The organism is Zhongshania aquatica (assembly GCF_027257955.1).
In the GTDB taxonomy this organism is placed as follows: domain Bacteria; phylum Pseudomonadota; class Gammaproteobacteria; order Pseudomonadales; family Spongiibacteraceae; genus Spongiibacter; species Spongiibacter aquatica.
This window is the reverse complement of the sequence record NZ_JANZNQ010000006.1, coordinates 145,780-159,113: the sequence shown is the minus strand read 5'-3', so window position 1 is coordinate 159,113 and position 13,334 is coordinate 145,780. Positions and strand designations below refer to the sequence as shown.

Below are 13,334 nucleotides of genomic sequence, written 5' to 3'. Positions count from 1 at the left end.
AATACGTTAATCAGCTCGACCTTTACCTAAGAAAAAGACATTACTTTTCAACTGATCGCGCAAGCTTTCAATCTCGCCAAGTAATCCGCTATCAGAATTCGTAATTTCCATCTGCGCGGCCAAACTTTCAAATTCGTCTTGGTCGCCACAGCGGGCATAAACATCCAACAAGTGCATTTTAAGATCAAAATCATCGTTGGTGGCGATATTCTCCTCCAGTATCTGACGAGCCCCCTCATAATCACCCAATTCAATACACGCCGAAACCCTAGCAAGTGTATCTGATCCTTTTTCGGGCTTTTGCAAAGACCAACTTTCACCTGCGTCTGGAAGGTCGAAATCAGGAATGTCTAGCGCTAAAAACTCTGACTCGTCTTCTAACCCACCCCCCTGTAACAAGGCATCCTCATCGAGATCTGCAAAAAAGTCATCATCGATATCAGCCAAGCTGGTAGTGGCTGCTCGACGCGCCGACGACAAGGCAATGTCATCTAGTTCGGCCGTGGTTTTCCTGTGACTCGCCGTTGAAGAGGTTTCTGCCAAAGACTCTTGGCCTAACGTTTTACTTGGGGACGTAGCTACACCATGGCGAGCTCCGACGGTTTTAGCATCAAGCGCCGAGAATATATCGTTAAAGTGGTCTTTGGAAAGCGCTCTTTGAGCCTGCGCGTGGGCCGCCACTGCGGCATTCACGTCAGACAGACTTTCGGAATCTTCATCTTCATGCGAATTATCAACGAGAGAGACGGCCTGCTTGTCGCCACGCTTGCGCAAAAACAAAAGAGCACCAGCAAAAAGCGGGAGCAACCACCAAAGCCAAGTCCATGACTGACGAGGTATTACTGGGTTAACCGTTGCGTCACTATTTAAAGTCGACTGATCATCTGACGCCGCAATAAATTCAGCTTGCGCGGCACTATTCGTAGTTTCACTCTCGCCTATTAAGCCCGTTAGATCTATTTCATCGGTTTGCGCTGCACCTAGTAGATCAGCCCCGATCTCCTCGTCGCTTGGCATCCCGTCGGTTACTTGCATTATATCGCCATCAAGCTGCACAGCTGTCGGTACTGACATGGGAACTAAATCCGCGCTATCGGAGCTATTTAACCTAGCGTATTCAAGGTTCAGACTTTCCAATTGCGCCTGCAATGCGACTAATTTTTCGCTCATCGCCACAATACTGGCTGAAGCGTCAGCCACCTGATTTCGCACGTCATTTAAATTCTGGAGAATGAGCTGCTGTTCGGTTAGCGCCCCAGTGCTCTCCTCGGCCAGCGGCTCCAAATCCCTGCGAGAGACTGTCGGCGCGCGAACAGCGCCTGCCAAAGGTTTTTCAAGTGGTGTAGATTGCAACACGTGTTCCGCTTTCTGTTTCAAACCGACGGACTCGTCTTTGTAGGCCAACGTAGATTCCGGCTCGACAACGCTTTCAAACAAATCGAGCGTCACACGCTCTTTTAATAAGTTTCTATTATTGCGAATAAAGGCCTTTGGATTATTTCGGTACAAGCGCTCCATCCAAACCGACGCATTCCCGCCCTTCGCGTTAGCGACACGTTTGGAAATGCTCCACAGATTATCGCCCCGAACACTGGTATAAAATGAGGTATCAGCATTGATCGATTGGGCAGCAGAGTCGCGTCTTATTATATTCGACGAGTTAGATACGGTGGATAAGACTTCAGCAGATGTATTCCGGGCGCCAATAATAGAACTAGCGGTACTTATCGCTTGAGTATTGTTAACGGCGTCGCTGGCAAGATTCTCCGGTAAATCCAACAATAAAGTATACGCCCGACTTAGCTCGCCACCGGGCCAACGCACACTGATAAGAAAGTGGAGATAAGGCTCTTCAACAGGACGATTGCTGCGTAAGTAGATGGTGCCCGTCCCCGATTCATTCATTTCACCCACAGCTGAAATCGAACGAGTATCAACACTACCTATCTCGACGCCTGTTTTTGCATCGGTAACCGACCGTAAACTTACCCTAACATCCTCACTACCAATGCCTTCTGCACCAAAAATCGGAATTCGAGCAAACAATGGCTGCCCCAGCTTGGAATCTAAATTGGCAGATCCCAAACCCAAGCCCAAGGCATCCCGTGCCATAAACACCGCTAAGCACAGGGGCAACATTGTTGGTAATTTACGATAGCCCATGACAAACATCTCTACTTTTTCTGGTATCAAATACCGACTTAAATAACAGCTTACACAAAACGGCTAAAAAGGTTTCGCCTCTCCACCTTAGCTAAAACCTATTAAACGCCTGCAAAAACGTGAAGACAATCACAATCTTGAGTTATATCTGTGATATTACGCCTATTAAGTCCTGCAGACAGCCCTATGTGCATAACTATTTGATCTACACCAGCGCAAATCAGAGTTTTCCCCAATTAAGGTGAATAAGGCTGTGGATAAGCATGTAGATTACGTGCTTGAGGTAGCGTTCACGGTGGATGCGTAAATCAGCATAAATTTTAACCAGACTGTCATCAAACTGTGCTTTGTTTGCGCCACGACTTTTCAAAAACAAGCAAGACTAAAATAATGAGTACCATTACTATCGCCGCACACCAGTAGGTATAGCTTGGAGAAATTCGGTACAGAGTTCCGCCAAGCAATGGCCCCAGCATAAAGCCTAAACCAGCAATGGCGCCCGTCAAACCCGCCAATCCACCCTGTTCATGGGGTTCCACAGACATCGTCGCACTCGCAGCAAAGGACGGCCCCGTTAGCCCCATCCCAAAACCAAAAAAGCCCATAGCGATATAAAGCATAGTTAAGGAGTGCGCATTCGCCAATATTAAATAAGATATCAGCATAAAGGGTAGACCAAGCCGTAATAAGCGCATGGGCAATCCTCGGTACCGCCTAACAACAGCTATCTGTGCGACAAGAATCAAAACAGAAGAACACACCATTGCGGTTGAAAATAGCTGAGCGGCTCGAATACCGTCAAGCTGCAAGATATCTTGGAAGTAAAAACCCAAGGTTTGCTGAACCATGCCGACCAAGCTAAATATAGAAAAGCCAACAAACATAAATAATCGATATCGCGGATCAAAAAATGACATTTTAACGGTCTTTCTGTCACTTCTGTCTGCAGGCGGTATGCCGGGAAGGTAGCGCCAAACGAGAAGACCAGCAACAAAGAATATGCCTGCTTGAATATAAAGTGGCGCGAGGTAATGTATGCTAACAAACCAGGCTAATGCCGGGCCGATCATTACGCCAATCTGGTTAGCCGCCTGTAGCTTACCCATGCCTTTTGTTCGCTCATGAACAGAGGTTACATCCACCATATACGCTGTCGACGATGGGTGTGAAGCGGACATAACCAAGGCGTGGAAAATACGACTAATAATCAAACAAAAGAATAACAAGCCCCCAAACCAAACACCGGTCAAACCCAAGTACGCGATACCGTTAAACAGCAGCGTTCCGACAACATAGCCAAACAAACCAAAAATAATCAATGGCTTGCGTCCAAGTCGGTCGCTAAGACGCCCCCATTTAGGGGCTGCAATAAAAAACACAAACGCCGTCAATGCCGACAGAGAGGTTATTGCCAGCTCCTTGGGCTGTACAACCATGTCTAGGAAAGGGAATTGAAATACCAACAAATCGAGATGAAGTTCACGGCCAAGCATAGGCAATATGGCAAATACGACGGTCTGTCCCATCCCAACACTCATCATCGCGAGGTACAGACTAAACATTGCTTTATTGTTGGGCTTACCCACATTTACTTCGGAATTACCCAAGTGAAACATCCTCATCTGCCAAGCATGCTAGGAACACGCAGCATTACATTGTTAATGGCTGTCACAAAAATTCAATATTTGCCTGCTTACACCGGGCAGTAGGTTCCCGTGAATACGATTAGGCAGTTAATGATTAAATTTTTGAAGGGCAGTTTAGCACGTCAGAAACTGACAATACTGTGATGCCTTGCTATTAGAGCAACTCTACTTAATTTGAAGTAGTTCTGACATTGAGAGGAAATAACGAGATGGGGCAAGAGGCGCGATTTGAACAGTCAGATTGATATTAAGAGAGGCTCTCAGTAAACCGCAATCCAAGCTGGGTGACTCACCCAAACTTGGACGCGCTCGCATGGTTTGTTATTTTAAAGGCAACCACGCGACTCATCGACCTCAGATGATTCCAAACATGGCGACGACCAACTGGCATGCTAGAGAGGCGAACTTGACCTTAATGTTGGTAATAGTTAAATGTCTCAATCCAGAGGCGCGCAATACTTGCACCAGCTAAACCGCAAATCGCTGCATCTGCACCACCATGTTCAAACAAAACAAAATCGAACAATACAAAGGCTAAAATCGCTCTCCACACTCGATGGTGTACTGGCCAGCGGGATCTACGGCGCTTCATCATCACTTCACTTTCTAAGCGCCAAGCAACGACGATACTTTCGTATACAACTAAGAGCAAAAAAATAAAGATTGGCCCCTCGAGACGCAGTATCGCAATCATCCAGTGTTCCAACATCCAAGTGGTGACCAATTCGATGTCAGATATCCCTAGAGGCGTCCAGATAGATTACCTTGCAGTAAGTTCCAATAAACTTCATCAACGTACGCTGCTTACGATAAAGCTCATGAGTATACCTATGATTACGCCCAACCATGACACCGATATCATTCGTTAACCGAGGAAGACGTGGCGCCAACCATGCTTGCTAGCAAACGATACCTGGCAAGGCGCTTGGACGCAGAGGAAACAGAATTTAGAGAAGTTGGCGACAATGCCTTTTCCTCCCTTGCGACGGGGTATTTACTTGATACGTAGCTCTCTGTAGATACGATTGCGATTCTATTAAACTACCGCGACGGCTCCAACTTTAGACGCATATTTATGCGTTGGTACTCAACTCCACCCGAAGCATTCAGGATGAAAAACAAAACTTAAGGCCAAAGATAACTAATAATTCTGTGGGCTATCGTTATACTGTTGAATAAATGACGCTAAGCTAAATACAGGCAAAGGATATGAGTGATACCAGAGTGCGCCAGTCATTCGTTCAACGCTGGCTAAACGGCCTAGAAGCGATGGGCAATCGACTACCACACCCCGTCCTACTATTTATTTATTTTTGCGCAGTCATCATAGTTTTCTCTGCGCTCGCTCAATACCTCAGTTTTACCGCTATACATCCTGTAACGCACGAAACGATCGCCGCAAAGTCTTTGCTCAGCGGCAACGGCATAAAATGGATGGTGAGCAGCGCAGTTAGTAATTTCATACATTTCGCCCCAGTCGGTTCCGTGCTCGTCGCAATTTTGGGTATCGCGGTGGCTGAGGATTCGGGCCTTTTAGGACATGTTCTAAAACGGTTGGCGGCAAACGCACCACCGAGAATACTAAGCAGCTTTGTCGTATTTGCTGGCGTAATGTCTAGCATAGGTTTCGACTCAGGTTATGTTGTGCTTATTCCGTTGGCGGCACTGATATTCCGCGCCGCAGGCCGATCACCACTGGCCGGCATCGCCGCCGCATTTGCTGGAGTATCCGGCGGATACAGCGCCAATCTACTGCTCGGCCCCGTCGATGCAATTCTTTCAGGCATAAGTTCAGAAGCCGTGGAATTAGTAGCGCCTGGCCGAGAAGTACTAACCAGTGCGAATTATTATTTTACCGTGGTCTCTACCCTGTTTATTACGATTACTGGCGCGTGGATAAACGAAAAGCTTGTTGAACCCCGCCTAGCAAAACCTACCGGGAATTATATCGACGAAGATCAAGAAACAACGATTGATAGTCAACGTTTATCTAAGGCTATCAGACGCGTGGGCATATTCAGTATCGCCTTTGTTTTACTTTTGTTCTGGCTGGTCATGCCAAGTGACGGATTAATGCGTAACACCGACCCTAACGGTCTGGCCGCCCTACCACTCCCCAACGGCATCGTCGTTTTCATTGCACTTTACGCAACTATAAGTGGTTTAATTTTTGGCTATACAACAGGTAAATATCAGCGTCATAACGACTGGATAGCCGGCATGGAAAAAGGCGTTACTACCCTTTCTGGTTATCTCGTCTTGATGTTTTTCGCCGCGCAGTTTGTTAATTATTTTAACTGGACTGGACTCGGGGCAATTTCTGCCATAAATGGCGCCACTTGGCTTGCAGGGTTGGCGCTATCTAAAACAAGCTTATTAATTAGTTTTATTTTAATTAGCGCCAGTATCAATCTGTTAATTGGTAGCGCATCGGCAAAATGGGCCTTAATGGCGCCCATTTTTATTCCCATGCTATACCTTCTGGGGGTTGATCCTGAATCAGCGCAGATGGCCTATCGAATCGGCGACTCAAGCACTAACATCATCACACCGCTCATGCCCTACTTCGGCGTTGTGGTGGCGTTTATGCAACGTCATGACAATACAGCGGGAATGGGCACCTTAATCGCATTAATGCTGCCCTACTCGGTAATATTTTTACTTGGCTGGTCGGTATTGCTCAGCCTGTGGTTAGCATCTGGCTTACCGTTAGGGCCGAGCTAGTAACTTTACTAGCCCAGCACTTGATGATGCGGAGCGACCTACTCTTGAATGGTCGCTGCCATTTCGTCAATATCAACATGGCGAACATTGGCGCCCTTAACAAGATAGATAACATGCTCTGCAATGTTACGGGCATGGTCTCCTACGCGCTCCAAAGAGCGTAACGCCCACATGACCTGCAGCACAGACGAGATTGTGCGTGGATCTTCGATCATATAGGTCACTAAACTGCGCATTGCCGTGCCATATTCTAGATCAACCGCTTTATCTTCCTCAGCAACTTCCAAAGCCAAGTCGAGATCAAGACGCGCGAACGAATCTAAGGCATTACGAACCATGCCCGAAACATGATCGCCGATATGGCGAATTTCCAAAACACTGCGTGGCAAACCACCAAGTTCAGTTAGTTTAATCGCGCTATCAGCAACCTTGCTGGCCTCATCGCCCATTCGCTCAAGATCGCTTAAGATTTTGCTAATAGATAACACCAAACGCAAATCACTGGCCGCAGGCTGCCGACGCGCCAAAATAATGGTGCACTCTTCATCAATAGACACTTCTAAGCTATTAACGACCTTATCGCCCTGCTTAACATCCGTAGCTAAACCGGTATCTAAATTCATAAAGGCATTCGTCGCATCGGCAACTTGCTTCTCAACCAAGCCACCCATTTCCAGCATCCGAGTTTTAATATCGTCGAGTTCCGTGTTGAACTGCTGAGATATATGGTGCGCATGTGAAATCTTGTCTTTCATTATTAATCTCCCAAAAATCTATCGGCAAACCTTAACCATAGCGACCAGTAATATAATCTTCGGTTTGCTTGTTACTGGGGTTTGTAAAAAGGATATCCGTATTATCAAACTCTATTAACTTACCCATATACATAAACGCTGTATAGTCAGAAACACGGGCCGCCTGCTGCATATTATGGGTAACAATAACAATCGTGTACTTGTCTTTGAGCTCGTAAATTAGCTCTTCAATTTTAAGGGTTGAGATAGGATCAAGTGCGGACGCGGGCTCATCTAGTAGTAGTACTTCTGGCTCTACGGCAATCGTACGCGCGATTACAAGACGTTGCTGCTGACCACCAGACATACCTAAGGCATTATCATGCAAGCGGTCTTTAACTTCTTCCCACAACGCAGCTCCTCGAAGGGAGCGCTCAACAACTTCATCAAGTACACGTTTTTTATTTATTCCCTGAATCCGCAATCCATACGCAACATTTTCGTATATAGATTTAGGAAACGGGTTTGGCTTTTGGAATACCATGCCAACGCGACGACGCAGCGTTGCAACATCAACCCGCTTATCGAAAATATTTGAGCCATCCAGCGAAATCCCGCCGTCAACTCTGCAGGTGTCGATCAGGTCGTTCATGCGGTTAAAACAACGCAACAACGTCGACTTACCGCAGCCACTTGGTCCAATAAACGCGGTTACCTTTTTACGCGGTATAACCATATTGACGTCGAACAATGCCTGTTTTTCACCGTAGTACAAATCGAGGTTGTCTACTGTCAATGTAATGTCTTCGTCGTGAATAGATTGTTCCACTCTATTACGTCCCAGCGACTCTATATTTATAGCGTGCGCCTTTACATTTGATTTGTCACTTGTCATAAAATTCGCCGCCTTATCGTTCACATCATTCACGCTTACATTTCCAGTGATTTATATTTCTCGCGCAAATGATTGCGCAAAGCCACCGCACTTAAGTTAAGCAGAGCGATGATAACTACCAGCAGCAAGGCCGTGGCATACACCAAGGGTCGCGCCGCTTCGACATTTGGACTTTGGAAACCGACATCATAAATGTGGAAACCCAAATGCATAAATTTCTGGTCTAAATGAAAGTAGGGAAAATTTCCATCTACGGGTAGCGATGGCGCCAGTTTAACCACACCCACGAGCATTAACGGTGCAACCTCACCTGCCGCTCTAGCGACCGCAAGTATCAACCCTGTCATCATCGCCGGGCTAGCCATCGGCAACACAACCCGCCAAAGGGTTTCTGCCTTCGTTGCACCTAAGGCCAAACTACCTTCGCGCAAATTGCGCGGAATACGCGCCAACCCTTCTTCTGTGGCAACGATTACGACCGGCAAGGTCAAAAGCGCCAAAGTTACCGAAGCCCACAACAAACCAGGCGTACCAAAGGTCGGCGCTGGCAAAGCCTCTGGAAAGAAAGCTTTGTCCATTTCTGAACCGAGAAAGTAGATAAAGAAACCTAAACCAAAAACACCGTAAACGATAGAAGGTACCCCAGCGAGGTTATTCACCGCTATCCGGACTACCCTAGTCATAAAGCCCTGTTTAGCGTATTCACGCAAATAAACTGCAGCCACCACACCAAAGGGAGTCACCAGCACAGACATGATTAATACCATAATCACCGTGCCAAAAATGGCAGGAAATATGCCGCCCTCGGTATTGGCCTCGCGGGGTTCGTCGGTCAAGAACTCAGCAAATTTAGCGAAGTAAAAACCCAATTTCTGAAAGACATTCATACCATTGGGTTGATAGGCATGCACCACCGTCGCTATGCGTTGTTCTTTGGTCTGCCCAGACGCCGTTTTCACGGTAAAGGTGTCGCGATGCCACTGCTGATAAAGATCCGCAAGCTGTTGCTGCATCCCCTTATATTGCGAATCTAACTCGGCACGCTCCAGAGCGATATCAGCTTTTTCTTGCTGGCGTTGAGCGTCGGCCATTGACGTATCTAGCTCTAAGCCGCGATCTCTTAGTCGTAGTTTTTCGAGACGATAATTAATCGAACCAATATCTTTCTTTTCTATTTTTGTGATTTTGTCATGGATTTCATTGGCGCGGCTAACCCGAGCTTGAAACTCACTCCACGCGTCGCCCTCTTCTAGACTGGCAACAATCTGGCCTTGCTGTTTTACATTCTGTAAGAAACCATAGAAATTACCCCATTCGCGACGTTCAATAACGACCGCGTCTTTGGGATAGCTTACGTCGCTTAAATAACGGGAGATAACCCACTTAAAGTCCGCACCACCGATATCTCTGTTGCCCAACTTAACTAGTTCACGTTTAACAAAGGCATCGTTTGTATCAATCTTAAACCCTGCACTAAGCAGTTGTTCAATCGGCACCTGTTCTGACTCGACTCGCTCTGCCAGAATTGACGCTACAGTTTCACTGGGAAGTTGATACTGCGCTTGCATAACAGATGCAGGCCAAAAATGGCCCATGCCCCGAACGGTCAACAAAAGTAACAACCCGATGACCGCTAAAGTGCTGACTGTCACCGCTGCGGCATTCAACCAAATCATTGGCTCACCGCGTTTACACCACTCTATAAAGCCTTGCTTGTTATCATCGTGCAATGACATGACTTAATTTCCTGTATCTCTTGCGCTGGCACACTGGCGAATTTAGCAATAACAAATCAAAGATTTCCATAACGCATACGCAGACGTTGGCGCACGGTTTCAGCAATCGTATTCACCGCAAAGGTAAACATAAACAGCACAAATGCTGCTAAAAACAGCACGCGATAATGAGAGCTATCTACTTCGGTCTCGCCAATCTCGACAGCAATATTTGCTGCCAAGGTCCGCATTCCCTCAAATATATTGGCATCCATAATGGGCGTATTACCGGTGGCCATTAGTACGATCATAGTCTCACCAACTGCGCGCCCCATGCCTATCATCAGCGCGGAAAAAATCCCCGGGCTAGCCGTTGGCATCACTACGCCAACCAAACTTTGCCATGGCGTTGCACCCAATGCTAAAGAGCCGTAACTAAGGTGCTTAGGCACAGAGAAAATCGCATCTTCAGCAATTGAAAAAATAGTCGGGATAACCGCAAAGCCCATCGCAATACCGACTACAAGCGCGTTACGCTGATCGAATGACACACCAATATCGTTTGTTAACCACGCCCGCATATCACCTGCAAAAAACAAACGCTCCATGGGTGCACTCATTTCTACACAGCCTAAAACAACCGCAAGCACAATCGGCACCAGTAGCAGTGGATGCCAACCATCTGGAATATGACGACGGAAATTAGCGGGTAATTTTGACCAGCACCAGGCGAAAAGCAAAATCCCAACGGGTAAAAGCAGGAACAGTGAGAAGATAGCGGGTAGATTTTTCTCTATAAACGGCGCCAACCAAAGTCCCGCCAAAAAACCGAGAATGACCGTTGGCAATGCTTCCATCAATTCGATTAAGGGTTTGGTTTTTCTACGCAGTGCAGGAGCCATAAAATACGCAGTGTAAATAGCACCGCAAATTGCTAGTGGCGCGGCAATAAGCATCGCATAGAACGCCGCTTTTAAGGTACCAAACGCTAAGGGCGCAAAACTGTACTTTGGCTCAAAATCATTACTGGACGCGGACGACTGCCAAACATAATCTGGCTCGGGGTAACTCTCGTACCAAACCTTGCTCCACAGCGCAGTCCAAGACAGCTCGGGATGTTCATTATGCAAATCGTAGGTAGCTAATCCGCCAGAACTATTTTCGACCAAAAGCTTGTCTGCGCGTGGCGAAATTGCCATGGCGCTGACCTTGCCAACATCGAGACTCTTACTTAGTAGACGCCGATGAGAGGTGGTATAGAACAAATCTAATTCACCCTCTTTATTCACATTCACAAAACCCTTTCGGCGATGCTCGGTCACTAAGGCAGCACTACCACCATTAGGAATATCGAACTGGCGAACGGGCTCGAGTTTATAGCCGGACTCGCGTTCTTTATCTCTAACCACAAACCACTGGCCTATGGAACCGTGATCGCTCGCAACAAGTAGGGAGATACCACCCAACAAAAATCGCGCCTGACTCAGTTTGCCGTTATCAAACAAATAACCACGATCACTAACCGTCTGCTTCGGCAAATCAATTAGTCGAAAACCACCATCTGCTGCTAGTACATACAGCCACTGTTGGCCCGGACCGATAAGTACACGATTTGGCACAATATCGAGTTCAGGTAAAAGCACGTCCTCTTCGCTTAAGGTCACTTCCTCACTGAGAAAATCTTCTTCTTTTACCCAGCGACGACCCAACAACTTACCTGCACTTACACCTATTAGAAGCAACGCGTCGTCGCTATCACTGATAGCGACTTGCTCAAGCCCAACACCCTCTGACAGCATGAAGGTTTGCTCGCCATAGGGATAACGCAATTCCGGCGTGATCACACGCTGATCATTCGGATAGCTACTGCGATAATCGTGTTTTGCAATCAGCACACCACCGTTGCTTAAACCTAACGCGAATAATCGACTGTCTTCTGATTCCAATGCGAAACTCAGAATATCGGCGTCATGAAGTGGTAAATGACTTTCAGAAAGTGTGTCGCCAGTACTTAACTTGAAGAAATCCGCGTTGCCATCTTTATCAAGCCGAAAGCCCACCTCGGCCTGCTCCTCTATAGCAAGGTAAAGCGACGGCGAATCAGTGCCTGCATTGAACTGCGCATCAGGTTCAAGCGACGCAGATTGAAACAAAGGCATAATTTCGTAAAGCAGGTAGAAAAAGATAAGCAATATCGCGAAGAGCACACTAATGCCCCCAGCAGTGATTGTTACCGTCGCAATCCCATCCTTAACTTGCCGCCACTTGCGGTAAGCGGAGGCTGTAGCTCGTACCTCAGATTGACTCATTTCCTAGCTCTCTGAAAAAACACCAACACAATATGACACTTTTGTTACATTTTGATGACAATGGCCAATCTCAAAAAAAATGCCGCATCGAGTTCTGCGGCATTTTGATAATTAACTAGTCGCCTTTACAGCTCTAGTTTTGTCCGGATTTTTTCAACCACGCTTGCTGGCAGCGGGATATAGCCATCTTTTACAACGACTTCTTGGCCTTGTTTAGATAACACCATTTTCACAAATTCTTTTTCTAATGGCGCTAATGGCTTGTTCGGCGCTTTGTTGACGTAAACATACAAGAACCGAGACAGTGGATACCGGCCTGCGGTAGCGTTATCTGCCGTGGCTTCTACAAAGCCGCTTTTATCATCTTTGGCTAATGGAATAGCTCGAACACTAGAGGTCTTGTAGCCAATACCAGAGTAGCCGATACCATTTACCGACGTGGACACAGACTGCACTACCGAAGCTGAACCAGGCTGTTCATTTACACCATTCTTAAAGTCACCTTTACACAGTGCCGCTTCTTTAAAGTAACCGTAGGTACCAGACACTGAGTTACGGCCGAACATTTGAATATCGCGCCCTACCCATGCACCAGTCATTCCTAATGCGCCCCAAGTATCAACGTTATCAGCATGGCCGCATTTATGGGTACTGGAAAATACAGCATCCACTTGTGCCATGGTCATACCAGGAATCGGATTGTCTTTATGTACAAATACAGCTAGGGCATCGATGGCAACTGGAATGGCAGTAGGTTTATAACCATATTTAGTTTCGAAAGCCTCAATCTCTTTGTCTTTCATTTTCCGGCTCATCGGGCCGATATTTGACGTACCCTCGGTAAGCGCTGGCGGCGCAGTAGATGAGCCTGCTGCTTGAATTTGAATATTGATATTAGGGTAGATTCGCTTGAAATCTTCGCCCCACAAGGTCATCAGGTTTGCTAAGGTATCGGAACCCACGCTAGACAAATTACCGGACACACCAGACGCACTGGTGTAATCAGGCAAGGACTCGTCGACACCCGTCGACGCCATCGCTACGACAGATGACAAGGCTACAATGGTTCCTGCAACATATTGCTTTATCTTCACAATCCAACTCCCAAACCAATTAATTACTTCAACGCAGCCACTTTATAGACGAAT

The 13,334-nt window shown here is 46.8% G+C and carries 9 protein-coding genes; 1 reads left to right on the top strand and 8 read right to left on the bottom strand.

Annotated features, from left to right (window positions below; translation table 11 throughout):
* Positions 1–6 precede the first annotated feature (6 nt).
* The 3 genes from O9X78_RS08225 to O9X78_RS08215 all read right to left on the bottom strand — a co-directional run bounded on the left by O9X78_RS08225 (position 7) and on the right by O9X78_RS08215 (position 4,503).
* Positions 7–2,163, bottom strand: coding sequence for a FimV/HubP-related protein (locus tag O9X78_RS08225; RefSeq protein ID WP_269619154.1), 2,157 nt, complete (start codon positions 2,161–2,163; stop codon positions 7–9).
* 335 nt (positions 2,164–2,498) lie between these two features.
* Complete coding sequence (locus tag O9X78_RS08220; RefSeq protein WP_269619153.1) at positions 2,499–3,770, bottom strand: MFS transporter; 1,272 nt, start codon at positions 3,768–3,770, stop codon at positions 2,499–2,501.
* Between the two features lie 451 nt (positions 3,771–4,221).
* Positions 4,222–4,503: a fatty acid desaturase family protein gene (locus tag O9X78_RS08215; RefSeq protein ID WP_269619152.1), complete on the bottom strand. Its 282-nt coding sequence runs from the start codon at positions 4,501–4,503 to the stop codon at positions 4,222–4,224.
* Positions 4,504–5,018: 515 nt separating this feature from the next.
* Between O9X78_RS08215 and O9X78_RS08210 the strand changes: the two genes are divergently transcribed.
* Entirely contained in the window at positions 5,019–6,533 is a 1,515-nt protein-coding gene (locus O9X78_RS08210; protein WP_269619151.1) for an AbgT family transporter, read from the top strand.
* A 38-nt stretch (positions 6,534–6,571) separates the two neighbouring features.
* Here O9X78_RS08210 and phoU read toward each other — a convergent pair whose 3' ends face one another.
* The 5 genes from phoU to O9X78_RS08185 all read right to left on the bottom strand — a co-directional run bounded on the left by phoU (position 6,572) and on the right by O9X78_RS08185 (position 13,280).
* Positions 6,572–7,288 carry a phosphate signaling complex protein PhoU gene (gene phoU / locus O9X78_RS08205; RefSeq protein WP_269619150.1) on the bottom strand — a complete coding sequence of 239 codons (717 nt, stop codon included), beginning with the start codon at positions 7,286–7,288 and terminating at the stop codon, positions 6,572–6,574.
* Positions 7,289–7,319: 31 nt separating this feature from the next.
* Positions 7,320–8,162, bottom strand: a complete 843-nt coding sequence (pstB, locus tag O9X78_RS08200) for a phosphate ABC transporter ATP-binding protein PstB (RefSeq protein WP_269619149.1) — start codon at positions 8,160–8,162, stop codon at positions 7,320–7,322.
* A 35-nt stretch (positions 8,163–8,197) separates the two neighbouring features.
* A complete protein-coding gene (gene pstA, locus O9X78_RS08195; protein ID WP_269619148.1) occupies positions 8,198–9,898 on the bottom strand; it encodes a phosphate ABC transporter permease PstA in 1,701 nt (566 codons plus the stop codon).
* Between the two features lie 56 nt (positions 9,899–9,954).
* Positions 9,955–12,186: an ABC transporter permease subunit gene (locus O9X78_RS08190; protein ID WP_269619147.1), complete on the bottom strand. Its 2,232-nt coding sequence runs from the start codon at positions 12,184–12,186 to the stop codon at positions 9,955–9,957.
* Between the two features lie 125 nt (positions 12,187–12,311).
* A complete protein-coding gene (locus O9X78_RS08185) occupies positions 12,312–13,280 on the bottom strand; it encodes a PstS family phosphate ABC transporter substrate-binding protein (protein WP_269619146.1) in 969 nt (322 codons plus the stop codon).
* Positions 13,281–13,334 lie beyond the last annotated feature (54 nt).

What these genes read in the sequence shown, in the direction of transcription:
- O9X78_RS08225 (WP_269619154.1), bottom strand. Translation starts at nt 2,163, where the DNA reads ATGGGCTATCGTAAATTACCAACAATGTTGCCCCTGTGCTTAGCGGTG.
- O9X78_RS08215 (WP_269619152.1), bottom strand. Translation starts at nt 4,503, where the DNA reads ATGATTGCGATACTGCGTCTCGAGGGGCCAATCTTTATTTTTTTGCTC.
- O9X78_RS08210 (WP_269619151.1), top strand. Translation starts at nt 5,019, where the DNA reads ATGAGTGATACCAGAGTGCGCCAGTCATTCGTTCAACGCTGGCTAAAC.
- phoU (WP_269619150.1), bottom strand. Translation starts at nt 7,288, where the DNA reads ATGAAAGACAAGATTTCACATGCGCACCATATATCTCAGCAGTTCAAC.
- pstB (WP_269619149.1), bottom strand. Translation starts at nt 8,162, where the DNA reads ATGACAAGTGACAAATCAAATGTAAAGGCGCACGCTATAAATATAGAG.
- pstA (WP_269619148.1), bottom strand. Translation starts at nt 9,898, where the DNA reads ATGTCATTGCACGATGATAACAAGCAAGGCTTTATAGAGTGGTGTAAA.
- O9X78_RS08190 (WP_269619147.1), bottom strand. Translation starts at nt 12,186, where the DNA reads ATGAGTCAATCTGAGGTACGAGCTACAGCCTCCGCTTACCGCAAGTGG.